Genomic DNA, 24,719 nt, shown 5'->3' with positions numbered 1-24,719 from the left:
GTTAAAACAGTTTTGTAATGAATGTTACATAATAAATCAAGGAGTCCTTATGGGCGCTTTTACCGGTAAGACAGTTCTCATCCTCGGTGGCAGCCGTGGAATCGGTGCCGCTATCGTACGTCGTTTCGTCACCGATGGGGCCAATGTACGATTCACCTATGCGGGGTCGAAAGATGCCGCTGAACGCCTGGCACAAGAGACTGGAGCGACAGCAGTATTCACAGATAGTGCTGACAGAGACGCTGTTATTGATGTCGTTCGTAAGAGCGGCGCATTGGATATCCTGGTGGTAAATGCAGGTATTGGCGTCTTTGGCGATGCCCTGGAATTAAATGCCGACGATATTGATCGCCTTTTCAAAATCAATATTCATGCTCCTTATCATGCCTCTGTTGAAGCCGCCCGGCAGATGCCCGAAGGCGGGCGCATCTTAATCATCGGCTCCGTGAATGGCGATCGTATGCCTGTTGCAGGCATGGCTGCTTATGCCGCCAGTAAATCTGCCCTGCAAGGCATGGCGCGCGGGCTGGCCCGTGATTTTGGACCGCGAGGGATCACCATCAACGTCGTCCAGCCAGGACCAATTGATACCGACGCTAATCCCGCCAACGGGCCAATGCGCGATATGTTGCATAGTTTTATGGCCATCAAAAGACATGGGCAACCGGAAGAGGTCGCTGGTATGGTCGCATGGTTAGCAGGGCCAGAAGCCAGTTTTGTTACCGGCGCGATGCATACCATTGATGGCGCGTTTGGCGCATAACCGACTACGCTCAATTAAGCCCAGCCATTATCCATGATGTCTGGGCTTTGTTTACTTACGTCGTCCGCTAAAAGCGGCTCCCGGTAAATATAAATCTTCTGTTCATGTCGTAAATCTTGAGGATAACCAAATGGTAGAAAGAACCGCTGTTTTCCCTGCTGGCCGACATTCACTGTATGCTGAGCATCGTTATTCTGCGGCTATTCGTTCCGGCGATTTGCTGTTTGTTTCCGGGCAAGTAGGAAGTCGAGAGGACGGAACACCAGAACCCGATTTTCAGCAACAAGTCAGACTGGCCTTTGATAATTTGCATGCGACCCTGGCTGCTGCGAGATGCACTTTTGACGATATCATTGATGTTACGAGCTTTCATACCGATCCAGAAAAACAATTTGAAGACATCATGACGGTGAAAAATGAAATATTTAGCGCGCCACCTTATCCAACCTGGACGGCGGTGGGTGTTACCTGGCTGGCAGGCTTTGATTTTGAAATTAAAGTGATAGCGCGCATCCCTGAGCTATAAGCAATAGTGTTAGCCGTTCGTTTTCACCCTCCGCCCTATAAGTCGGATGAATGGAATAAAATGCATATCTGATTGCGTGAAAATGAAAAAGAAAAAAGCAGGAAATGTCTGCAATTATTGATACCGAACGACACTTCCCCTCCGAAATCATAGAAAATAAAAATGCACATACTTTGACTTTTAATTCAAATAAACCGTTTGCGCTGACAAAATATTGCATCAAATGCTTGCACCGCTTCTGACGATGAGTATAATGCCGGACAATTTGCCGGGAGGATGTATGGTTCAGTGTGTTCGACATTTTGTCTTACCGCGTCTGAAAAAAGACGCTGGCCTGCCGTTTTTCTTCCCGTTGATCACCCATTCCCAGCCCCTCAATCGAGGGGCTTTTTTTTGCCCAGGCGTCAGGAGATAAAAGATGGCTAATCCGCTATATCAGAAACATATCATTTCCATAAACGACCTTAGTCGCGATGACCTTAATCTGGTGCTGGCGACAGCGGCGAAACTGAAAGCAAACCCGCAACCAGAGCTGTTGAAGCACAAAGTCATTGCCAGCTGTTTCTTCGAAGCCTCTACCCGTACCCGCCTCTCTTTCGAAACTTCCATGCACCGCCTGGGTGCCAGCGTGGTGGGCTTCTCCGACAGCGCCAATACATCACTGGGTAAAAAAGGCGAAACGCTGGCCGATACCATTTCGGTTATCAGCACTTACGTCGATGCGATAGTGATGCGTCATCCGCAGGAAGGGGCGGCGCGCCTGGCCACCGAATTTTCTGGCAATGTACCGGTACTGAATGCCGGTGATGGCTCCAACCAACATCCGACGCAAACCTTGCTGGACTTATTCACCATTCAGGAAACCCAGGGGCGTCTGGACAATCTCCACGTCGCAATGGTTGGTGACCTGAAATATGGCCGCACCGTTCACTCCCTGACTCAGGCGTTAGCGAAGTTCGACGGCAACCGTTTTTACTTCATCGCGCCGGACGCGCTGGCAATGCCGCAATACATCCTTGATATGCTCGATGAAAAAGGAATCGCCTGGAGTCTGCACAGCTCTATTGAAGAAGTGATGGCGGAAGTAGACATCCTGTACATGACCCGCGTGCAAAAAGAGCGTCTGGACCCGTCCGAGTACGCCAACGTGAAAGCGCAGTTTGTTCTTCGCGCCAGCGATCTTCACAACGCCAAAGCCAATATGAAAGTGCTGCATCCGCTGCCGCGTGTTGATGAGATTGCGACGGAGGTTGATAAAACGCCACACGCCTGGTACTTCCAGCAGGCAGGCAACGGGATTTTCGCTCGCCAGGCGTTACTGGCACTGGTTCTGAATCGCGATCTGGTACTGTAAGGGGGAATAGAGATGACACACGATAATAAATTGCAGGTTGAAGCTATTAAACGCGGCACGGTAATTGACCATATCCCCGCCCAGATCGGTTTTAAGCTGTTGAGTTTGTTCAAGCTGACCGAAACGGATCAGCGCATCACCATTGGTCTGAACCTGCCTTCTGGCGAGATGGGCCGCAAAGATCTGATCAAAATCGAAAATACCTTTTTGAGTGAAGATCAAGTAGACCAACTGGCATTGTATGCACCGCAAGCCACGGTTAACCGTATCGACAACTATGAAGTGGTTGGCAAATCGCGCCCCAGTCTGCCGGAGCGCATCGACAATGTGCTGGTCTGCCCGAACAGCAACTGTATCAGCCATGCCGAACCGGTTTCTTCCAGCTTTGCCGTGCGAAAACGCGCCAATGACATCGCGCTCAAATGCAAATACTGTGAAAAAGAGTTTTCCCATAATGTGGTGCTGGCCAATTAATTGCGGTTGGTAATAAAAGTCTGGCTCCCTATAATGAGCCAGACTTTTTACCGCTGTAATAAAGGAGAAATCATGAGCAAAACTATCGCGACGGAAAATGCACCGGCAGCTATCGGTCCTTACGTACAGGGCGTTGATCTGGGCAATATGATCATCACCTCCGGTCAGATCCCGGTAAATCCGAAAACGGGCGAAGTACCGGCAGACGTCGCTGCACAGGCTCGTCAGTCGCTGGATAACGTAAAAGCGATCGTCGAAGCCGCAGGCCTGAAAGTGGGCGACATCGTTAAAACCACCGTGTTTGTGAAAGATCTGAACGACTTCGCAACCGTTAATGCTACCTACGAAGCCTTCTTCACCGAACACAACGCCACCTTCCCGGCACGTTCTTGCGTTGAAGTTGCCCGTCTGCCGAAAGACGTGAAGATTGAGATCGAAGCGATCGCTGTTCGTCGCTAATCTTGATGGAAATCCGGGCTATCATGCCCGGATTAAGTCTGATGACAAACGCAAAATCGCCTGATGCGCTACGCTTATCAGGCCTACGTGATTCCTGCAATTTATTGAATTTGTAGGCCGGATTGGGCGTTTACGCCGCATCCGGCATGAACAAAGCTCACTTTGTCTGCAATCTGAATCCGGGCCACCATGCCCAGTTTATTCTTTACTGCCAGCCGTAACGACGGCTATAGAACCCTTTCACCAACTGGGTTAACGTCATATACCCTGCCAGAATCGCAACCAGCCACGGGAAATAGCTTAACGGCAGCGCCTGCAGCTGCAGATAACTGGCCAGCGGTGAAAACGGCAATGCGATCCCGACAATCATCACGATCACGGTCATGATCATTAACGGCCACGATGCACAGCTCTGAATAAACGGTACACGACGGGTGCGGATCATATGCACAATCAGCGTTTGCGACAGTAAGCCCACCACAAACCAGCCCGACTGGAACAGCGTTTGCGTTTCCGGCGTGTTGGCATGGAATACCCACCACATCAGGCAAAACGTCAGAATATCGAAGATCGAGCTGATCGGTCCGAAGAAGATCATAAAGCGCCCCAGATCCGCCGGATTCCAACGCTGCGGCTTTTGAATTTGCTCGTCGTCGACGTTATCAAACGGGATCGCCACCTGTGACACATCGTACAGCAGGTTCTGAATAAGCAAGTGTAACGGCAACATCGGCAGGAAGGGCAAGAAAGCACTCGCCACCAGCACGCTGAACACATTACCGAAGTTAGAACTCGCCGTCATTTTGATGTATTTCAGCATGTTGGCGAAAGTGCGACGTCCCTCAATAACCCCCTCTTCCAGCACCATCAGGCTTTTTTCCAGCAGGATGATATCAGCCGCTTCACGGGCAATATCTACCGCGCCGTCCACAGAAATGCCGATATCCGCAGCACGTAAGGCGGGCGCATCATTAATACCATCGCCCATAAAGCCAACCACATGCCCTTCGCGCTTCAGTAAGGTCACAATGCGTTCTTTATGCATCGGCGTCAGGCGAGCAAACAGCGTGGTGCGCTGTGCGAGATTTGCCAGTTCATCGTCAGATAGCGTTTCAATATCACTACCAATGACCACCTCTCCCGCGTCTAGCCCCACTTCATGGCACACTTTCGCTGCAACTAACTCACTGTCGCCAGTAAGGATTTTTACGGTAATGCCACTCGCTTTTAATGCCTTCAGTGCCGGAGCAGTTGTCTCTTTTGGCGGATCAAGGAAAGCAATATATCCTTCGAGGATCAGGTCGGATTCATCCGCTCGCTGGTAATCGCCTTCACGCGCTGGCAGGTATTTCGTCGCCACCGCAACCACGCGCAGCCCCTGACGATTCAGCGTATCAGTAACCCGCTTAATCTTACGCAGCATGGTGTCATCGAGCGGCACAATCTCGCCATTGTGACGCACCTGCGAACACACATTGAGGATTTCCTGCAATGCGCCTTTGCAAACCAGCTGATGGTGCTCGGTATTTTCTGCCACTACCACCGACATCCGGCGACGCTCGAAATCAAACGGAATCTCATCAATTTTTTGCCAACGGCTGGCCAGCGAGCGCGCTGACTCTTCATCCGTACCTTCGAGCACCGCGGTATCAAGCAGGTTTTTAAGTCCGGTCTGGTAATGACTGTTCAACCACGCGCTATGCAGCACGCGTTCGCTGGTTTTACCGGAGATATCGGTATGATTCTCCAGCACAATTTTGTCCTGCGTCAGGGTGCCGGTTTTATCAGTGCACAGAATATCCATTGCGCCAAAGTTCTGAATGGCATCCAGATGCTTGACGATCACTTTCTGTTTCGACAGCTTTACTGCGCCGCGCGCCAGCGTCGAGGTAACAATCATCGGCAACATTTCTGGCGTTAAGCCTACCGCGACCGAAAGCGCAAACAGTGCCGCTTCCCACCAGTCACCTTTGGTGTAACCGTTGATAAGCAACACCACCGGAGCCATCACCAGCATAAAGCGAATCAGCAGCATACTGACGCGGCTGATCCCTTGCTGAAAGGCATTCGGCTCGCTTTCCTGCTCACTAACACGCCCCGCCAGTTGACCAAACCAAGTGTTGGCTCCTGTAGCAATCACCATTGCTTGTGCCGTGCCGCTCACCACGGTGGTGCCCATAAAACACAGGGTGTCGCACTCCAGCGGATTGCTGTGCTCCGGCTGGCGAGTAGTAGCGGCTTTTTCCACGGGCAGAGACTCACCGGTTAACGACGCCTGAGCGACGAACAGATCCCGCGCCTGCAAGATACGTAAATCTGCCGGGATCATATCCCCTGCCGCCAGTTTTATAATATCGCCGGGCACCAGCTGGTCGATCGGGATCTCCAGCCAGCCATTTTCGCCTTTGTCGTTAATTACGCGCAGCACCGTCGCAGTATTGCTGACCATCGCTTTCAGGGCATCTGCCGCTTTAGTGGAACGTGCTTCCTGAATAAAGTTCAGCAACGTAGAAATAGCGACCATTAGCGCGATAACGCCCGCGGCAAATAAATCTTCCGTGGCGTAAGAAATAGCGCCGAGAATGGTGAGTAAAATATTAAAGGGGTTGCGATAGCAGACCCATAAATGAACCCACCACGGCGACGGTTGTTGTGCGGGTAATTTATTTTCACCATGTTGTTCGCGGGCAGATTCCACTTCCGCCTGATTTAATCCTTCCGGATGGGTGTCGAACGTTTTCCACAATTCTTCTTCGGGCATCACCGCCATTTTCAGGCAATGCGCACTTAAGGACGGCGGGACCGCCGTATTCACTGTCTGCTGCGCGCCAGGCAATGGATCGCGATGAACCAGACGGGAAGGTAAATGGCGAATGAACCGGGTAAAAATTTCTTTAAACATAAAGAGTCCCTCCGCACTGTCTGAAACAGTACAGAAATGTCTTCAGGCGTGGCGAAGCCTTACCTGAAGGTAATAAAGCTGAGCAGGGACGTTAAAACGTCACGGCCTTACGCATCCGGTAACGCCGTGAAAAGACGGGCTTACCGGAAAAGTTTTAATCTCCGTCGAGGGAGAGGCGTGGGATCAGGTTCCATATAACCTCCGGTAAGTGAAAAAAGCGCCGCAAATAATAAGGAGAATCCAATAATATTCGTAGCATCTATGGCGATATAATACCTGCTGGCAACTAAACCAACGATAAACCAGACTTTACCCATTGCTGAATGCACGGGTAAAGTTAGGCTCAAATAATTAAACAACACGTTACGGGACAACAGGATGCAAAATCGGCTGACCATCAAAGACATCGCGCGCTTAAGCGGCGTGGGGAAATCTACGGTTTCCCGGGTGCTGAATAACGAAAGCGGCGTGAGCCAGCGCACGCGCGAGCGTGTTGAAGCAGTGATGAATCAGCATGGATTTTCCCCTTCCCGCTCTGCGCGCGCTATGCGTGGGCAAAGCGATAAAGTGGTCGCCATCATTGTTACCCGTCTGGATTCGTTGTCAGAAAATCTCGCCGTTCAAACCATGCTGCCAGCGTTCTATGAACAAGGTTACGATCCAATCATGATGGAAAGTCAGTTTTCCCCACAATTAGTTGCCGAACATTTGGGGGTGCTGAAACGGCGTAATATCGACGGCGTAGTGCTGTTCGGTTTTACCGGCATAACAGAAGAAATATTAGCCCACTGGCAGTCATCGCTGGTTCTGCTGGCGCGTGACGCAAAAGGCTTTGCTTCGGTCTGTTATGACGACGAAGGGGCAATCAAGATCCTGATGCAACGGCTGTATGACCAGGGGCATCGTAATATCAGTTATCTCGGCGTGCCGCATAGTGACGTGACGACCGGTAAGCGACGTCACGAAGCCTACCTGGCGTTCTGCAAAGCGCATAAACTGCATCCCGTTGCCGCTCTGCCAGGCCTTGCTATGAAGCAAGGCTATGAGAACGTAGCAAAAGTGATTACGCCTGAAACTACCGCGTTACTGTGCGCAACCGACACGCTGGCACTTGGTGCAAGTAAATACCTGCAAGAGCAACGCATCGACACCTTGCAACTGGCGAGCGTCGGTAATACGCCGTTAATGAAATTCCTCCATCCGGAGATCGTCACCGTAGATCCCGGTTACGCCGAAGCTGGACGCCAGGCGGCCTGCCAGTTGATCGCGCAGGTAACCGGGCGCAGCGAACCGCAACAAATCATCATCCCCGCCACCCTGTCCTGATCGTTTCCTGAACGATAAATTGTGATCTTCGCTGCGTTTCGGGAACGTTCCCGTTTTTAAATTTTTCCGCGCAATATATTCTGCAGCCAACCAAAAATGTCATCTGCCATGGGGCTTTATGATGAGCAAAATAAACCAAACGGATATCGATCGGTTGATTGAACTGGTCGGCGGGCGCGGCAATATTGCGACGGTGAGCCACTGTATAACTCGCCTGCGCTTTGTCCTCAACCAACCGGCCAATGCCAGACCGAAAGAAATTGAGCAACTCCCCATGGTGAAAGGCTGTTTCACCAATGCCGGGCAATTTCAGGTGGTAATTGGCACCAACGTGGGTGATTACTATCAAGCACTGATAGCGTCAACCGGACAGGCGCAGGTTGATAAAGAGCAGGTAAAAAAAGCCGCCCGGCAGAATATGAAATGGCATGAGCAGTTGATCTCTCATTTCGCGGAGATTTTCTTCCCGTTGCTGCCCGCGTTGATTAGCGGCGGTTTGATCCTCGGTTTTCGCAATGTGATCGGCGATTTGCCCATGAGCAACGGTCAAACGCTGGCGCAAATGTACCCTTCCCTGCAAACGATCTACGATTTTCTGTGGTTGATCGGTGAAGCGATCTTCTTCTACCTGCCGGTCGGGATTTGCTGGTCAGCGGTGAAAAAAATGGGCGGCACGCCGATCCTTGGTATCGTGCTTGGCGTAACGCTGGTTTCTCCACAGCTGATGAACGCTTATCTGCTCGGGCAGCAGCTGCCGGAAGTATGGGACTTTGGCATGTTCAGCATCGCCAAAGTGGGCTATCAGGCGCAGGTGATCCCGGCACTGTTAGCCGGGCTGGCGCTGGGCGTTATTGAAACTCGTCTTAAGCGCATCGTGCCGGATTACCTCTATCTGGTGGTGGTGCCCGTTTGTTCGCTGATCCTCGCGGTGTTCCTCGCCCATGCGCTGATTGGTCCGTTTGGTCGCATGATTGGCGATGGCGTTGCCTTTGCGGTACGTCACCTGATGACCGGCAGCTTTGCTCCGATTGGCGCGGCATTGTTTGGCTTCCTGTACGCCCCGCTGGTGATCACCGGCGTACATCAGACCACGCTTGCTATTGATTTGCAGATGATTCAAAGCATGGGTGGTACGCCAGTGTGGCCGCTGATTGCGCTGTCGAATATCGCTCAGGGTTCCGCCGTGATAGGCATTATCATTTCCAGCCGCAAGCACAATGAACGCGAGATCTCCGTGCCTGCCGCTATCTCCGCCTGGCTTGGAGTCACTGAGCCTGCTATGTACGGCATCAACCTGAAATATCGCTTCCCGATGCTGTGCGCGATGATTGGTTCTGGTCTGGCAGGATTGCTATGCGGCCTGAACGGCGTTATGGCGAATGGCATCGGCGTAGGCGGCCTGCCGGGAATTCTCTCGATTCAACCGAGCTACTGGCAGGTGTTTGCGCTGGCAATGGCTATCGCCATCATCATCCCGATTGTACTCACCTCGTTTATCTATCAGCGGAAATACCGCCTGGGCACGCTGGACATTGTTTAATTTTCTTCGGGGCGCAATTGCGCCCCCTCGCATTTGCAGGAATAACGTAATGACTAATCTTCCCCACTGGTGGCAAAACGGCGTTATCTACCAGATTTATCCAAAGAGTTTTCAGGACACCACGGGTAGCGGCACCGGCGATTTACGTGGCGTTATCCAACGCCTGGATTATCTGCATAAACTGGGCGTTGATGCCATCTGGCTAACCCCCTTTTATGTCTCTCCCCAGGTCGATAACGGTTACGACGTAGCGAATTATACGGCGATTGATCCCACCTATGGCACGCTGGACGATTTTGACGAACTGGTGACACAGGCAAAATCGCGCGGGATTCGTATCATTCTCGATATGGTGTTTAACCATACCTCTACCCAACATGCCTGGTTTCGCGAGGCGCTGAACAAAGCAAGCCCTTACCGCCAGTTTTATATCTGGCGCGATGGAGAACCAGAAACACCACCGAACAACTGGCGTTCAAAATTTGGCGGTAGTGCGTGGCGCTGGCATGCAGAAAGCGAACAGTACTATTTGCATCTCTTTGCACCAGAACAGGCGGATCTCAACTGGGAGAATCCAGCGGTACGCGCAGAGCTGAAAAAAGTCTGTGAGTTCTGGGCCGATCGTGGGGTCGACGGGTTGCGCCTGGATGTGGTGAATCTGATCTCCAAAGACCCGCGTTTCCCTGATGACCTGGATGGCGACGGGCGTCGCTTCTACACCGACGGGCCACGAGCACACGAGTTTTTGCACGAGATGAACCGCGATGTGTTTACGCCACGCGGGTTAATGACCGTAGGTGAAATGTCCTCCACCAGCCTTGAGCATTGCCAGCGATACGCGGCACTGACAGGCAGTGAATTGTCGATGACCTTTAATTTTCATCACCTGAAAGTCGATTATCCCGGTGGTGAAAAATGGACGCTGGCTAAACCTGACTTTGTGGCGTTGAAAACATTGTTCCGCCACTGGCAACAAGGAATGAACAACGTGGCATGGAATGCCTTGTTCTGGTGTAACCACGATCAGCCGCGCATTGTTTCTCGCTTTGGTGATGAAGGTGAATACCGCGTGCCTGCGGCAAAAATGCTGGCGATGGTGCTGCATGGCATGCAGGGAACGCCGTATATCTACCAGGGCGAAGAGATTGGCATGACCAACCCGCATTTCACGCGCATTACTGACTATCGCGACGTGGAGAGCCTCAATATGTTTGCCGAACAGCGCAACAATGGGCGTGATGCCGACGAGTTATTGGCAATCCTCGCCAGTAAATCCCGTGACAACAGTCGCACACCCATGCAATGGAGCAACGGCGATAATGCCGGGTTTACGGCTGGCGAACCGTGGATTGGTCTGGGCGATAACTATCAGGAAATCAACGTAGAAGCCGCGCTGACCGATGAGTCCTCGGTGTTTTACACCTACCAAAAGTTAATCGCACTGCGTAAGCAAGAAGCCGTCCTGACATGGGGCGATTACCAGGATCTGCTGCCAAACAGCCCTGTATTGTGGTGCTATCGCCGTGAGTGGAAGGAGCAAACCTTGCTGGTCATTGCCAACCTTAGCCGTGAGACCCAACCCTGGCAGCCAGGGAAAATGCTCGGCAACTGGCAGCTTGTGATGCATAACTACGAAGAAGCCTCACCACAACCCTGTGCCATGACTTTACGGCCTTTTGAGGCTGTCTGGTGGTTACAGAAGTAAATCTTCGCTAAGCCCCGGTAATGCCTGTCATTCCGGGGTTTTGCCTGTCAGTATGTTGTTTTTGTTGATTTTATAATCAAAAAATTCATTAAAAAATTTACATATCGCTGTAGCGCCCGTCATCCGTACGCTCTGCTTTTTACTTTGAGCTACATCAAAAAAAGTTCAAACATCCTTGATGCAAAGCACTATATATAGACTTTAAAATGCGTCCCAACCCAATATGTTGTATTAATCGACTATAATTGCTACTACAGCTCCCCACGAAAAAGGTGCGGCGTTGTGGATAAGCGGATGGCGATTGCGGAAAGCACCGGAAAACGAAACAAAAAAACCGGAAAACGCCTTTCCCAATTTCTGTGGATAACCTGTTCTTAAAAATATGGAGCGATCATGACACCGCATGTGATGAAACGAGACGGCTGCAAAGTGCCGTTTAAATCAGAGCGCATCAAAGAAGCGATTCTGCGTGCAGCTAAAGCAGCGGAAGTCGATGATGCCGATTATTGCGCCACTGTTGCCGCGGTTGTCAGCGAGCAGATGCAGGGCCGCAACCAGGTGGATATCAATGAGATCCAGACCGCAGTTGAAAACCAGCTGATGTCGGGTCCATACAAACAACTGGCTCGTGCTTACATCGAGTACCGTCACGATCGCGACATTGAACGTGAAAAACGCGGTCGCCTGAACCAGGAGATCCGTGGTCTGGTCGAGCAGACCAACTCCTCGTTACTCAACGAAAACGCCAACAAAGACAGCAAGGTGATTCCAACCCAGCGCGACCTGCTGGCCGGGATCGTGGCTAAACACTATGCACGCCAGCACCTGCTGCCGCGTGACGTGGTGCAGGCACATGAACGTGGTGATATTCACTATCACGATCTCGATTACTCGCCGTTCTTCCCGATGTTCAACTGCATGTTGATCGACCTGAAAGGCATGCTGACCCAGGGCTTTAAAATGGGGAACGCCGAGATTGAACCGCCGAAGTCGATTTCTACGGCAACCGCTGTAACTGCGCAGATTATTGCTCAGGTCGCCAGCCATATTTATGGCGGCACCACCATTAACCGTATCGATGAAGTGCTGGCACCGTTTGTCACCGCCAGCTACAACAAACATCGCAAGACCGCAGAAGAGTGGAACATCCCGGACGCCGAAGGCTACGCTAACTCTCGTACCATCAAAGAGTGCTACGATGCCTTCCAGTCGCTGGAGTACGAAGTAAACACCCTGCATACCGCCAACGGCCAAACGCCGTTTGTGACCTTTGGTTTTGGTCTGGGCACCAGCTGGGAATCGCGCCTGATTCAGGAATCTATCCTGCGTAATCGTATCGCAGGCCTCGGTAAAAACCGTAAAACTGCGGTGTTCCCGAAACTGGTGTTTGCGATTCGCGATGGCCTGAACCATAAAAAAGGCGATCCGAACTACGACATCAAACAGCTGGCGCTGGAGTGCGCAAGCAAGCGCATGTATCCGGATATCCTGAACTACGATCAGGTAGTGAAAGTCACCGGTTCGTTTAAAACCCCGATGGGCTGCCGCAGCTTCCTCGGCGTGTGGGAAAATGAAAACGGCGAGCAGATCCACGATGGTCGTAACAACCTCGGCGTGATCAGCCTGAACCTGCCGCGTATTGCTCTGGAGGCAAAAGGCGATGAAGCCACCTTCTGGAAGCTGCTGGATGAACGTCTGGTGCTGGCACGTAAGGCGCTGATGACCCGTATCGCTCGTCTCGAAGGCGTGAAAGCGCGCGTAGCCCCGATCCTCTATATGGAAGGCGCTTGTGGCGTGCGTCTGAATGCTGACGACGACGTTTCTGAAATCTTCAAAAACGGTCGTGCGTCTATTTCGCTGGGTTACATCGGCATCCACGAAACCATTAACGCGCTGTTCGGCGGCGAGCATGTTTACGACAACGAGCAGCTGCGCGCGAAAGGTATTGCGATTGTTGAACGTCTGCGTCAGGCAGTGGATCAGTGGAAAGAAGAAACGGGTTATGGCTTCAGTCTCTACAGCACGCCGAGTGAAAACCTGTGCGACCGCTTCTGCCGTCTCGATACCGCTGAGTTTGGCGTGGTGCCGGGCGTGACCGATAAAGGTTACTACACCAACAGTTTCCACCTCGATGTGGAGAAGAAGGTGAACCCGTACGACAAGATCGACTTTGAAGCGCCTTACCCGCCACTGGCGAACGGTGGCTTCATTTGCTATGGCGAGTATCCAAACATTCAGCACAACCTGAAGGCGCTGGAAGATGTCTGGGATTACAGCTATCAACATGTACCGTATTACGGCACCAACACACCGATCGATGAATGCTACGAGTGTGGCTTTACCGGCGAGTTTGAGTGCACCAGCAAAGGCTTCACTTGCCCGAAATGTGGTAACCATGATGCCTCCCGTGTGTCGGTGACTCGCCGCGTGTGCGGATATTTAGGTAGCCCGGATGCACGTCCATTTAACGCCGGTAAGCAGGAAGAAGTTAAGCGCCGCGTTAAACATTTGGGGAATGGGCAGATAGGTTAATCCTTCCCCCTCACCCTAACCCTCTCCCTCAAGGGAGAGGGTACCGTTCCGTGCCCCTTCCTGATTCCCGACATAATGAATTGCCTCTGGCCAGTTGGTGTCGTCGCAAGGTGGCAAATGCGTAGCATCGGGGGACTTCGCCCGTACGCACCAGAGCAGTCATGGCGTCAATTGAGAATCGAAAATGAACTTTCATCAGTACTATCCTGTCGACATCGTCAACGGCCCCGGCACTCGCTGCACCCTGTTTGTCTCCGGTTGTGTTCATGAATGCCCCGGTTGCTATAACAAAAGCACATGGCGGGTAAATTCCGGTCAGCCATTTACCAAAGCAATGGAAGACCAGATCATTAACGATCTAAATGACACTCGCATCAAACGCCAGGGGATTTCCCTCTCCGGCGGCGATCCGCTGCATCCGCAAAACGTGCCGGATATTCTGAAACTGGTACAACGAATCCGCGCCGAATGTCCGGGTAAAGACATCTGGGTGTGGACAGGCTATAAACTCGACGAACTCAACGCTGCGCAAATGCAGGTTGTTGATTTGATTAACGTACTGGTCGACGGCAAATTTGTGCAGGATTTAAAAGACCCTTCCCTGATCTGGCGCGGCAGCAGCAATCAGGTGGTGCATCATTTGCGTTAGTCACTCATCCAGCCGTTTAGTCGCGTCTTCATAAACGGCTGAGTTCTCTCTCTTACCAATAGCTATCACCAACACGAGCAACTCTTTATCGTTAACCTGATAAACCAGGCGATATCCCTGTGTGCGCAGCTTAATTTTGTAGCAGTCCGGTAAATCCCGCAGTTTAGCCGATGGATTGCGCGGCCTTTTCAGCACATCCTCAAGCTTTTTTTTAAATTGTTCCCGGACTGTCACGCCCAGTTTTTGCCACTCTTTCAGCGCCCGCGGATCAAACGCCAGCTCATAGTTCATCCAGTCGGACCTTAATGGCCTCTTGTGGGTTGGCCAGTCGTTCCCTGACAGTGCGTAACAAGGCTTCTTCACTATCACTGACAGTGAGCGTTTTTACCGGCATTCGTCCATTTTCCGCAACGTACTGAAACAGCAGTCGCACTGCTTCAGTAGGCGTGATATTTAATTTTTCCAGCACCGCATAAGCCTCATTTTTCAGTTTGTCATCCAGGCGGACGTTAAGTGTGGCCATTATGCCTCCGGTAATTATGAAAAGTGTAATGCATTATAGCATTACATATGCATTACATTCATTTCTGGAAAACGCCTCGCAAAAATGAGGACGACACGCAGGAATATGCCGTGGTGAAGATAGATATTGCGGTGATTTTACGAAGGGAGAAGAAAGCGTTGGGCGGTAACGTTTCACCGCCCAATAAGGAATTAACGATACTTCTGGTGATAGGCGTTGCGGGTCGTTTTCAGTTGCTCTGCGGCAGCCTGCGCTTCTTTTACTTTACCTTCATTTGCCAGCTTCAGCGCGTCGTCAATCTGACCGACCAGAATATCGAAACCGTGGCGGAAGTCTTTCATTTCCGGGCTGTCCGGTGATTTGCCTTCGAGCTTCGGCGGCGTCGCTTTTTGCGCATCCAGCGCTGCGGCGCGCATCTTCGTTAACGCGTCTTTGACTTGCACCGCGTTATCGGCTTTTTCGACCACTTTTAAATTGTCGTTGAGGGTTTCCATATTGTCTTCAAGATCAGCGGCAAACGACGCCGAACTGAATACCAATGAGGAGACTGCAAGAATAGCTAACAGGCTTTTACGCATTGCTCACTTCCTTTTTTATTATGAAGATTTGGCGCGGCAGGTCGCGCCAGTTTTTTACTGCCCGGCGATTTTCATCTCCGGCAACAGCACAGAACCACACTGTATATTACTGCGTGTTTCAATATCGTTACCGACGGTGACAATATTGCGCCACATATCTTTTAAATTACCTGCGATGGTGATTTCACTCACCGGATACTGAATTTCGCCATTCTCTACCCAGAAGCCCGCTGCACCACGGGAATAATCACCGGTAATGGCACTTACGCCCTGGCCCATCAGCTCCGTCACCACCAGCCCGGTGCCCATCTCTTTGAGCATTTGTTCGAAGCTTAGCCCTTGTCCGGCAATCCGCCAGTTGTGAATACCGCCCGCATGTCCGGTGCTTTTCAGCCCCAGTTTCCGCGCCGAGTAGCTGGTCAGCAGCCACTGAGTCAGAATGCCATCTTTAATAATATCGCGACGCTCGGTGCGCACACCTTCGCTGTCGAATGGCGTCGACGCCAGCCCTTTCAGCAGATGCGGATGCTCTTCAATGGTCAGCCAGTCCGGCAGAATTTGTTTACCCAGCGAATCCAGCAGGAAGGTGGATTTACGGTAAACCGATCCGCCCGCTATCGCTCCAACCAGATGGCCAAAAAGCCCGGTTGCCACTTCATTGGCAAAAATGACCGGCGCTTTCATGGTGGAGAGTTTACGCGGTGACAGACGCGATAAAGTGCGGCGAGCACAGTCGGCCCCAACCCACTCTGGCGTTTGCAGATCGCTCATCGCACGGCCAATGGTGTAGGCGTAATCACGCTCCATATCGCCATTTTCTTCGGCAATTACACAGCTGGAGAGCGAATGACGCGTAGAGCAGTAACCCTGCAACATGCCGTGGCTGTTGCCGAAAACTTTGACACCGTAGTGGCTGTTAAAGCTACCGCCTTCGGTATTGGTGATGCGTTTGTCCGCCTGCAATGCCGCCTGTTCTGCGCGGGCCGCCAGTTCAATGGCTTCATCCGGGGAAACTTCCGCAGGGTGGAACAAGTCGAGATCCGGTGCGTCAAAGGCCAGCAGCTCTTTGTCTGCCACGCCGGCACAGGGATCTGGCGAGGTATAACGGGCAATATCTAGCGCCGCCTGTACGGTGCGAGCAATGGCCTGCGGGCTTAAATCGGTAGACGATGCGCTACCTTTGCGGTTCTGGTGATAAACAGTGATCCCCAGCGCGCCATCGCTATTGAATTCAACATTCTCCACTTCACCATAACGCGTGCTTACGCTAATGCCGGTGGTCTTGCTGACGGCAACTTCCGCACCGTCCGATTTGCCTGAGGCCAACTCCAGCGCAGTGGAAACTGCTTCTTCCAGAATCTTGCGCTGCGCTTCAACTTGAGAGATTACTTTCATTGCAAGTGCCATAATGTAGAGAGTTTCTCTGAAGTCTAACAGAGAACCGTTTTTCAGTGCGCATCTTAACTGGTAACATTAGCCTCTTTTTTTAAGGAGCCTGAGATGACTAAGCAGCCCGAAGACTGGCTCGACGACGTTCCCGGTGATGACATCGAAGACGAAGACGATGAAATTATCTGGGTCAGTAAAAGTGAAATTAAACGCGATGCCGAGGAGCTAAAACGCCTTGGCGCGGAAATTGTTGATCTGGGGAAAAACGCGCTGGATAAGATCCCGTTAGATGCGGATCTGCGCGCGGCTATTGAGCTCGCCCAGCGTATTAAGATGGAAGGTCGCCGCCGCCAGTTGCAGCTCATCGGTAAGATGCTGCGCCAGCGCGACGTAGAGCCTATTCGTCAGGCGCTGGATAAGCTGAAAAACCGCCACAACCAGCAGGTGGTGTTGTTCCATAAACTGGAAAACCTGCGCGATCGTTTGATCGACCAGGGTGATGACGCCATCGCTGAAGTATTGAATCTGTGGCCCGATGCCGATCGTCAGCAACTGCGTACTCTGATCCGTAACGCGAAGAAAGAGAAAGAAGGGAATAAGCCGCCGAAATCCGCACGCCAGATTTTCCAGTATCTGCGCGAGTTAGCGGAGAATGAAGGGTAATTTTCGTTGTTGATGTGAGTATGGTTTGCCGGATGCGGCGTAAACGCCTTATCCGGCAATGCTATATCATGCTGAAGCCGAATTACTGCGCAGCTTCCGCTTTCTTCGCCAGACCATCCAGCAGTTTCTGATGGATCCCACCAAAACCGCCGTTGCTCATCACCAGAATATGGTCGCCAGGCTGAGCGGTTTTCACCACCATATCTGCCAGCGTATCCACATCGCCACTCCAGTGAGCAGGCTGAACGCAGGCTTCTGCCACTTCTGCCACCTGCCACGGAATATGCGCCGGTTGCAGCAGGAAGACTTCATCGGCACGACCTAATGAAGGTGCCAGATCGTCTTTGCAGATCCCCATTTTCATGGTATTCGAACGCGGCTCCAGCACGGCAATAATGCGCGCCGTACCGCCAACTTTGCCACGCAGCGCCGCCAGCGTTGCCAGAATCGCAGTCGGGTGATGGGCGAAATCGTCATATACCGTCACGCCATTGGCTTCACCACGCAACTCCAGACGGCGACGAGCATTAATAAACGAACCCAGCGCGTTAGCGGCATCTGCCGGCGCTACGCCAACATGGCGGGCCGCCGCAATCGCCATCAGGCCATTATGCATATTATGTTCGCCTACCAGCGACCATTTCACTTCGCCCACTTTTTCGCCATCCAGCAAGACTTCCCATTCGGAAGCATCGGTGGTCAGCTTTTTCGCCTGCCAGTGACCCTGCTCGCCCACCAGCTCCTGCTCGCTCCAGCAGCCCATCGCCATGGTCTGTTTCAGGTTGATGTCGTTTTCCGGCCAGATAATACGGCCCTGCCCCGGAACGATACGCACCAGATGGTGGAACTGTTTCTGGATCGCTTTCAGGTCGTCAAAGATATCGGCGTGATCGAACTCAAAGTTGTTGAGGATCAGCGTACGCGGGCAGTAATGGACAAATTTAGAGCGTTTGTCGAAGAAGGCGCAGTCATACTCATCCGCTTCGATAACAAAGAAGTCGCTTTCGCCCAGACGCGCCGAAACCTCAAAGTTCCCCGGCACACCGCCGATCACAAATCCCGGTTTGTAACCGCACTGTTCCAGAATCCAGGTCGCCATTCCCGCGGTGGTAGTTTTGCCGTGTGTACCGGCAACGGCCAGCACCCAGCGGTCGCGCAGCACAAAATCGTGCAGCCACTGTGGACCTGACATATAAGGGATGTTTTTTTCCAGTACCGCTTCCACACACGGATTTCCACGGGTCATGGCGTTGCCAATAATCACCAGATCCGGCTGCGGTTCGAGCTGGCTGGCATCGTAACCCTGAATCAGTTCAATGCCTTGCTTCTCAAGTAAGGTGCTCATCGGCGGATACACATTGGCGTCCGAACCCGTTACTTCATGGCCTAACTGGCGCGCCAGCATCGCCAGACCGCCCATAAACGTGCCACAAATTCCTAAAATATGAATGCGCATACGTCACTATCCTTTTTTAATCTGCCGCTCATTTTACGCATATGTCGGGCAAGTGAGAAACGCATTTCAGGATAATCCGTAATTTGCTGGCGCGATTCACCTGAGCGCAACATTGAGATTATTTGTTAAGATTGTTGCGGTCGCTTTACTCCATAAACATTGCAGGGAAAGTTTTATGAAAACGTTAGGTGAATTTATTGTCGAAAAGCAGCACGAGTTTTCTCATGCTACCGGTGAGCTCACTGCTTTGCTGTCGGCAATAAAACTGGGCGCCAAGATTATCCATCGCGATATCAACAAAGCAGGACTGGTTGATATCCTGGGTGCCAGCGGTGCTGAGAATGTGCAGGGCGAGGTTCAGCAGAAACTCGACTTGTTCGCTAATGAAAAACTGAAAGCCGCACTGAAAGCACGCGATATCGTTGCAGGCATTGCCTCTGAAGAAGAAGATGAGATTGTCGTCTTTGAAGGCTGTGAACACGCAAAATACGTGGTGCTGATGGACCCCCTGGATGGCTCGTCCAACATCGATGTTAACGTCTCTGTCGGTACCATTTTCTCCATCTACCGCCGCGTTACGCCTGTTGGCACGCCGGTAACGGAAGAAGATTTCCTCCAGCCTGGTAACAAACAGGTTGCGGCAGGTTACGTGGTATACGGCTCCTCTACCATGCTGGTTTACACCACCGGATGCGGTGTTCACGCCTTTACTTACGATCCTTCGCTCGGCGTTTTCTGCCTGTGCCAGGAACGGATGCGCTTCCCGGAGAAAGGCAAAACCTACTCCATCAACGAAGGAAACTACATTAAGTTTCCGAACGGGGTGAAGAAATACATTAAATTCTGCCAGGAAGAAGATAAGTCCACCAATCGCCCGTATACCTCGCGTTATATCGGCTCACTGGTTGCGGATTTCCACCGTAACCTGCTGAAAGGTGGGATTTATCTCTACCCAAGCACCGCCAGCCACCCGGACGGTAAACTGCGTTTACTGTATGAGTGCAACCCGATGGCATTCCTGGCGGAACAAGCGGGCGGTAAAGCGAGCGATGGCAAAGAGCGTATTCTGGATATCATCCCGGAAACCCTGCACCAGCGCCGTTCGTTCTTTGTCGGCAACGACCATATGGTTGAAGATGTCGAACGCTTTATCCGTGAGTTCCCGGACGCGTAATCTCCTGCGCCTCTCCACACGGAGAGGCGTTTTTATCGCTGCGCAATATTGACTCTTGTCACTGGCGAACTCTGGCGATTCTCCCACAGCACCGTTAATCCACGCTGTAATGCTATAAAAATAAACAACAAAATACCGATGGCGATTTTCGTCCACCATGAGCTCAGCGTGCCATCAAAGTTTATGTAAGTCTGAATCAGTCCCTGAATCGCCACGCCAAAAAGCGTTCCCAGCACCGTTCCTACCCCACCACTTAACAACGTACCACCAATCACCACCGACGCGATGGCGTCCAGTTCCACACCTACGCCCGCCAGCGCATATCCTGCCTGGGTATAAATCGAGAAGACAATTCCTGCCAGTGTCGCCAGTCCGGTAGAGAGCATATAAATGCGAATTGTAGTGCTGCGAGTGGAAATCCCCATCAGGTTTGCCGACGTCGCGTTGCCGCCAATGGCGTATACCTGATTACCAAAACGGGTACGATGCGCGAGGAAAATGCCGATAACCACCACCGCCAGCATCAGCAGTCCCATCGCACTTAAGCGACCGCCGCCAGGGATTTTCCATGCAAGGCTTGAGAGCGTGTCATAAACAGGATGATTTATCGGGATCGACTCTTCCGAAACGAGATAGCTGACGCCACGCAAAAAGAACATTCCTGCCAGGGTAATGATAAATGCCGGGATCTTCAGGGCGTCGATCAAAAGCCCCATAAATGCGCCAAAGGCACAGCCCATTACCAGCACCAGCGGAAATGCCAGCAACGGCGAGAGGCCGAAGTCGCCAATCACTTTTGCCAGAAACACGCCAGTAAAGGCGATCACCGAACCGACGGAGAGATCGATCCCACCGGAGAGGATCACAAAGGTCATACCAACGGCGATTATCCCAAGAAAGGCATTATCAGTCAGGATATTGCAGATCACTCTTGTGGAAGCAAAACCGGGAAACTGGGTCAGACAGTAGATATAACCCAACACAAAGACGCCGATGGTGATCATCAGTGGCAAATTACGTTTTATCACGGTTACGTACCCCTTTAATCAGACTGATAAAGCGTTGCGACTGGACAATCAGCACGCAAAGCACCACCACCGCTTTCACCACCTGGTTCATCTCCGGCGGAAAGCCCGAAAGCAAAATTCCGGTGTTCATCCCCTGAATAATCAGCGCCCCCACCACCGAAAGCAGTAGGTTAAAACGTCCGCCCATCAGCGAACCACCGCCAATCACCACCGCGAGAATGGCGTCCAGCTCCAGCCATAATCCGGCGTTGTTGGCATCGGCACCGCGAATATCCGCCGCCACGATAATGCCCGCAATCGCCGCACACAGCCCGCTCAACACGTAGGTGAACATGACGATGATCCGCGTGTTTACCCCGGCATTTTTTGCCGCCCGCATGTTGATACCAACGGCTTCGATAAACATCCCCAGTGCCGTTTTGCGGGTCAACAGCCAGAACAGGAGAAGCGTCAGTACCGCAATAATGACTGGTGTTGGCAGGAACAACAGCGATCCACTGCCGAACCAGGAGAGATCCGGTGAGTTAAATGTGACGATCTGTCCGGAGGTGATCAGTTGCGCCACACCGCGCCCGGCGACCATCAGGATCAGGGTGGCGACAAACGGCTGAATTTTGAGGATCGCTACCAGTATGCCGTTCCACAATCCTGCCAGGATGCCAGTGCCCAGGGCGCTTAACAAAACAATTGGCAGGCTGAATCCCGCGACCGTCATCGCAGCCGTTGTGGCTCCGGCGATAGCCATCACCGCCCCTACGGAGAGATCAATCCCACCAGTGGCGATAACCAGCGTCATGCCAATCGCCAGTAGCGCAACGGGGGCCGCACGGTTAAGAATGTCGATAGGGCTTCCGAACAAACGCCCATCCTGAAGCACCACCTGCCAGAAATGCGGGGCCACCAGGCTATCGACCAGCAGCACCAGCAACAGTGCCGCCAGCTGCGGCATTCCTGTTGGCCAGCGAAAACGCCTTTTCGGCGGCGTAGTGTCCGGGAGAGATTGAGGCATCACACTGTTCTCCTTACGCCGCAATGGCGTTCATGATCGCCGGAACGGAAAGCTCTGCCAGCGGGATCTCCGCCACCTGTTTGCGATCGCGCATGATAATCACCCGATCGGCATAGCCCACCAGCTCTTCCAGTTCGGAGGAGATCACCAGCAGCGCCAGACCATCAGCGCACAGCGTTTCAATCAGGCGGATGATCTCGGCATGCGCACCAACATCAATGCCGCGGGTTGGCTCGTCGAGGATCAGAAATTGCGGTCGGGTCAGTAGCCAACGTGAAAGCAACACTTTTTGCTGATTGCCGCCGGAGAGAAATTCAATCGGTTGTTCAGTTGAAGGTGTGCGAATGCCAAGCTGGCGGATAAAGCGTTGGGCAATCTCTTGCTGTTCTTTGCGGGAAATCGGTCGTAGCCAGCCGCGCTGGGCCTGGAGAGCGAGGATGATATTTTCCCGCACCGAGGCGGCGGCGATGATGCCATCGGTTTTCCTGTCTTCCGGGCAGAAGCCGATACCCAGTACCGAAGCCTGATGTGGCGATCGCAGGGTTTGCTGTTTGCCTTTGATCAACGCCGTGCCGCTGTCAGCAGGTTTGATCCCGAAGATCACTTCGGCGGTTTCGGTACGTCCTGATCCCAGCAAGCCTGCCAGGCCAACGATCTCGCCGGGGCGTACTTCGAGATCAAACGGTGCGATCGTTCCTTTTTTGCCGTAATTTTTGAACGCGGCAACGGGTTTGTCGCTCAGCAATGTTCGTCCGGCACGCTGTAGCGCGTGGGTGTCCAGCTCACGCCCCAGCATCATTTTTACCAGTTCGATCTGCGGTAGCTCGCGGGTTTCCCGACAGCCTACGAAACTGCCGTTGCGTAAGACGGTGATCCGATCGCTGACCTGATAGACCTGATCGAGAAAGTGAGTGACAAAGATCAGGCTGACGCCGCGATCGCGCAACTGACGCATCAGGCCAAACAGTAACTCTACTTCCTGAGTGTCGAGACTGGCAGTGGGTTCATCGAGGATCAGCACTTTGGCGGAGAGATCGATAGCCCGGCAAATGGCGACGATTTGCTGCATCGCGACTGAAAAGCGGTTGAGCGGTTCGCGCACGTCGAGGGAGAAACCGTAAGATGCCATCAGTTCGGTGGCGCGCTTTTCCATCTCTTTACGGCGTAGAAGGCCGAAACGTTTGGGTTCGCGACCTATGAATAGATTATCAGCGACCGACATATTGGGTAGCAGGTTGACTTCCTGATAGACGGTGCCGATGCCGAGTTGTTGTGCATGGGCGGTATTTTTCGGTGAGATAGTCTGGCCTTCCAGCCAGATGGTGCCACAATCGGCGTGGTAAACACCGGTTAATGCTTTGATTAGCGTCGATTTTCCCGCCCCATTTTCACCGAGCAGCGCCATGATTTCGCCACGGCGCAGGCTGAAATTAACGTTATCTAACGCTTTGACGCCGGGGAAAAATTTACTTAATCCTTCGGTGCGGAGGATTTCCTGGTGTTGGTCGGTCGTCATGGTTTCCCCCGGTGTAAAGCGTGCTCCCAGTAGGCATGATAAGACGCGGTAAGCGTCGCATCAGGCTTCAGTGCACCATCGCCGGATGCGGCGCGAGCGCCTTATCCGGCCTACGAATCGGCATCAGGCATAGCAACCCTCAATACCCCATGTTTTTCTTCTTCTCTAACTCTTCTTTTGCGGTATCAGGCAGGTAAAGGGTGGACTTGGTCAGGGTCAGCTTTTCAGGCATGGTGCCGTCTTTTTTGTATTTCTCCAGCGCGTCGAAGGCGGGACCTGCCATATTCGGCGTCAGTTCAACACTGGCGTTCGCTTCGCCATCAATCATCGCTTTGTAGATGTCCGGCACGCCGTCGATAGAGCCTGTCAGAATATCTTTGCCCGGTTTCAGGCCCGCTTCTTTAATTGCCTGAATTGCACCAATCACCATGTCATCGTTATGGGCGTAAACCATGCAGATGTTTTTGCCGTTGTTTTCCGCTTTGATAAAGCTCTCCATCACTTCTTTGCCTTTGCTGCGGGTGAAGTCACCTGACTGCGAGCGGATAATTTTGATATTTGGCGCATTCTTAATGGCTTCGGCAAAGCCTTTCTTACGGTCAATGGCGACGCTGGCCCCAACGGTGCCTTGCAACTCCACCACGTTGCATGGTTTGCCATTCACTTCTTTTACCAGCCAGTCACCAATCAACTTGCCTTCGAGGATGTTGTCGGCGGTGACAGTGGTCATATAGAGAGATTTGTCTTTCACATCGATGGAACGGTCAAGCAAGAAGACCGGGATTTCGGCATCTTTCGCCTCTTTTAATACCGGCTCCCAACCGGTCGCTACCACCGGAGCGATAAAGATCGCATCCACCCCTTGCGCGACGAAGGAACGTACCGCTTTAATCTGGTTTTCCTGCTTTTGCTGACCATCGGCAATTTTCAACGTAATTCCGCGCTTTTCGGCTTCACTTTTCGCCACATTGGTTTCTGCGGCGCGCCAGCCGGATTCCGATCCGACCTGCGAAAATCCAACGGTTAATGGAGCGGCCAACGCCATAGACGACATGGCTGCCGAGACTGCAGAGACTACAAGTAAGCGTTTCCACATAGGGTTGTCCTCGTCGGGGTAATTATTATTGGTGAAAAGATGTTCGCGAAAAAACTA

23 protein-coding genes and 1 pseudogene are annotated in these 24,719 nt (G+C 52.3%); 13 read left to right on the top strand and 11 right to left on the bottom strand.

The genetic code is table 11. From position 1 onward, the window contains the following. Positions 1–49: 49 nt before the first annotated feature. From bdcA to ridA, 6 genes are all read left to right on the top strand, one after another. Positions 50–763: an SDR family oxidoreductase gene (bdcA, locus tag ACJHYR_RS22420; RefSeq protein WP_000500712.1), complete on the top strand. Its 714-nt coding sequence runs from the start codon at positions 50–52 to the stop codon at positions 761–763. Positions 764–893: 130 nt separating this feature from the next. After that, a complete protein-coding gene (locus ACJHYR_RS22415; RefSeq protein WP_059327942.1) occupies positions 894–1,289 on the top strand; it encodes a RidA family protein in 396 nt (131 codons plus the stop codon). A 280-nt stretch (positions 1,290–1,569) separates the two neighbouring features. Beyond that, positions 1,570–1,704, top strand: a complete 135-nt coding sequence (pyrL, locus tag ACJHYR_RS22410) for a pyr operon leader peptide (protein ID WP_001296693.1) — start codon at positions 1,570–1,572, stop codon at positions 1,702–1,704. Between the two features lie 3 nt (positions 1,705–1,707). Further along, entirely contained in the window at positions 1,708–2,643 is a 936-nt protein-coding gene (gene pyrB, locus ACJHYR_RS22405) for an aspartate carbamoyltransferase (protein WP_059327941.1), read from the top strand. Between the two features lie 12 nt (positions 2,644–2,655). Beyond that, positions 2,656–3,117: an aspartate carbamoyltransferase regulatory subunit gene (pyrI, locus tag ACJHYR_RS22400; protein ID WP_000148581.1), complete on the top strand. Its 462-nt coding sequence runs from the start codon at positions 2,656–2,658 to the stop codon at positions 3,115–3,117. Positions 3,118–3,189: 72 nt separating this feature from the next. Further along, positions 3,190–3,576 (top strand): 2-iminobutanoate/2-iminopropanoate deaminase, encoded by a 387-nt coding sequence (ridA, locus tag ACJHYR_RS22395; RefSeq protein WP_000047539.1) that lies wholly within the window; start codon positions 3,190–3,192, stop codon positions 3,574–3,576. Positions 3,577–3,781: 205 nt separating this feature from the next. Here the strand turns inward: ridA and mgtA are convergent, their stop codons facing one another. Beyond that, positions 3,782–6,478, bottom strand: coding sequence for a magnesium-translocating P-type ATPase (mgtA, locus tag ACJHYR_RS22390; protein ID WP_000471850.1), 2,697 nt, complete (start codon positions 6,476–6,478; stop codon positions 3,782–3,784). Between the two features lie 140 nt (positions 6,479–6,618). Beyond that, on the bottom strand, positions 6,619–6,672 hold the full coding sequence (mgtL, locus tag ACJHYR_RS22385) for a mgtA regulatory leader peptide MgtL (protein ID WP_001387276.1): 54 nt from the start codon (positions 6,670–6,672) through the stop codon (positions 6,619–6,621). 181 nt (positions 6,673–6,853) lie between these two features. On the opposite strand from mgtL, the pseudogene treR reads away from it, so the two are divergent. From treR to nrdG, 5 genes and pseudogenes are all read left to right on the top strand, one after another. Continuing rightward, a pseudogene (treR, locus tag ACJHYR_RS22380) lies at positions 6,854–7,804 on the top strand (trehalose operon repressor TreR); the annotation flags it as partial. A gap of 118 nt (positions 7,805–7,922) precedes the next feature. Then, a complete protein-coding gene (treB, locus tag ACJHYR_RS22375; RefSeq protein ID WP_001299664.1) occupies positions 7,923–9,344 on the top strand; it encodes a PTS trehalose transporter subunit IIBC in 1,422 nt (473 codons plus the stop codon). 49 nt (positions 9,345–9,393) lie between these two features. Next, complete coding sequence (treC, locus tag ACJHYR_RS22370; protein ID WP_072837563.1) at positions 9,394–11,049, top strand: alpha,alpha-phosphotrehalase; 1,656 nt, start codon at positions 9,394–9,396, stop codon at positions 11,047–11,049. Positions 11,050–11,442: 393 nt separating this feature from the next. Next, positions 11,443–13,581 (top strand): anaerobic ribonucleoside-triphosphate reductase, encoded by a 2,139-nt coding sequence (nrdD, locus tag ACJHYR_RS22365; RefSeq protein ID WP_000187798.1) that lies wholly within the window; start codon positions 11,443–11,445, stop codon positions 13,579–13,581. Positions 13,582–13,765: 184 nt separating this feature from the next. Further along, positions 13,766–14,230: an anaerobic ribonucleoside-triphosphate reductase-activating protein gene (nrdG, locus tag ACJHYR_RS22360; protein WP_001009182.1), complete on the top strand. Its 465-nt coding sequence runs from the start codon at positions 13,766–13,768 to the stop codon at positions 14,228–14,230. Here the strand turns inward: nrdG and ACJHYR_RS22355 are convergent, their stop codons facing one another. The 4 genes from ACJHYR_RS22355 to pmbA form a co-directional block, all read right to left on the bottom strand. Next, the gene (locus ACJHYR_RS22355; RefSeq protein WP_001105433.1) at positions 14,231–14,521 is read right to left on the bottom strand and encodes a type II toxin-antitoxin system RelE family toxin; all 291 of its coding nucleotides are present in this window, start codon (positions 14,519–14,521) and stop codon (positions 14,231–14,233) included. Next, entirely contained in the window at positions 14,511–14,753 is a 243-nt protein-coding gene (locus ACJHYR_RS22350; protein WP_000212715.1) for a type II toxin-antitoxin system RelB/DinJ family antitoxin, read from the bottom strand. The genes ACJHYR_RS22355 and ACJHYR_RS22350 overlap by 11 nt, the downstream gene beginning before the upstream one ends. A 191-nt stretch (positions 14,754–14,944) precedes the next feature. Next, complete coding sequence (gene cybC / locus ACJHYR_RS22345; protein ID WP_001232253.1) at positions 14,945–15,331, bottom strand: cytochrome b562; 387 nt, start codon at positions 15,329–15,331, stop codon at positions 14,945–14,947. 54 nt (positions 15,332–15,385) lie between these two features. Next, positions 15,386–16,738 carry a metalloprotease PmbA gene (gene pmbA / locus ACJHYR_RS22340; protein WP_001162171.1) on the bottom strand — a complete coding sequence of 451 codons (1,353 nt, stop codon included), beginning with the start codon at positions 16,736–16,738 and terminating at the stop codon, positions 15,386–15,388. A 93-nt stretch (positions 16,739–16,831) separates the two neighbouring features. Between pmbA and yjgA the strand changes: the two genes are divergently transcribed. Continuing rightward, positions 16,832–17,383, top strand: coding sequence for a ribosome biogenesis factor YjgA (gene yjgA, locus ACJHYR_RS22335; protein WP_000166270.1), 552 nt, complete (start codon positions 16,832–16,834; stop codon positions 17,381–17,383). A gap of 82 nt (positions 17,384–17,465) precedes the next feature. Here the strand turns inward: yjgA and mpl are convergent, their stop codons facing one another. Next, complete coding sequence (mpl, locus tag ACJHYR_RS22330; protein WP_059327939.1) at positions 17,466–18,839, bottom strand: UDP-N-acetylmuramate:L-alanyl-gamma-D-glutamyl-meso-diaminopimelate ligase; 1,374 nt, start codon at positions 18,837–18,839, stop codon at positions 17,466–17,468. A gap of 175 nt (positions 18,840–19,014) precedes the next feature. Between mpl and fbp the strand changes: the two genes are divergently transcribed. Next, on the top strand, positions 19,015–20,013 hold the full coding sequence (fbp, locus tag ACJHYR_RS22325; protein WP_000853753.1) for a class 1 fructose-bisphosphatase: 999 nt from the start codon (positions 19,015–19,017) through the stop codon (positions 20,011–20,013). Positions 20,014–20,045: 32 nt separating this feature from the next. Here the strand turns inward: fbp and yjfF are convergent, their stop codons facing one another. From yjfF to ytfQ, 4 genes are all read right to left on the bottom strand, one after another. After that, a complete protein-coding gene (yjfF, locus tag ACJHYR_RS22320; protein WP_000595993.1) occupies positions 20,046–21,041 on the bottom strand; it encodes a galactofuranose ABC transporter, permease protein YjfF in 996 nt (331 codons plus the stop codon). After that, positions 21,028–22,050 carry a galactofuranose ABC transporter, ATP-binding protein YtfT gene (gene ytfT / locus ACJHYR_RS22315; protein WP_001305656.1) on the bottom strand — a complete coding sequence of 341 codons (1,023 nt, stop codon included), beginning with the start codon at positions 22,048–22,050 and terminating at the stop codon, positions 21,028–21,030. The genes yjfF and ytfT overlap by 14 nt, the downstream gene beginning before the upstream one ends. Positions 22,051–22,063: 13 nt before the next feature. Continuing rightward, positions 22,064–23,566 carry a galactofuranose ABC transporter, ATP-binding protein YtfR gene (ytfR, locus tag ACJHYR_RS22310; protein WP_059327938.1) on the bottom strand — a complete coding sequence of 501 codons (1,503 nt, stop codon included), beginning with the start codon at positions 23,564–23,566 and terminating at the stop codon, positions 22,064–22,066. 139 nt (positions 23,567–23,705) lie between these two features. Further along, positions 23,706–24,662, bottom strand: a complete 957-nt coding sequence (gene ytfQ, locus ACJHYR_RS22305) for a galactofuranose ABC transporter substrate-binding protein YtfQ (protein ID WP_000265933.1) — start codon at positions 24,660–24,662, stop codon at positions 23,706–23,708. Positions 24,663–24,719: the final 57 nt, after the last annotated feature.

It is taken from the genome of Escherichia sp. WS1450 (assembly GCF_046487395.1).
Taxonomy (GTDB): domain Bacteria; phylum Pseudomonadota; class Gammaproteobacteria; order Enterobacterales; family Enterobacteriaceae; genus Escherichia; species Escherichia coli.
The sequence above is the reverse complement of the archived record's forward strand: the minus strand, read 5'-3'. Positions and strand labels throughout refer to the sequence as shown.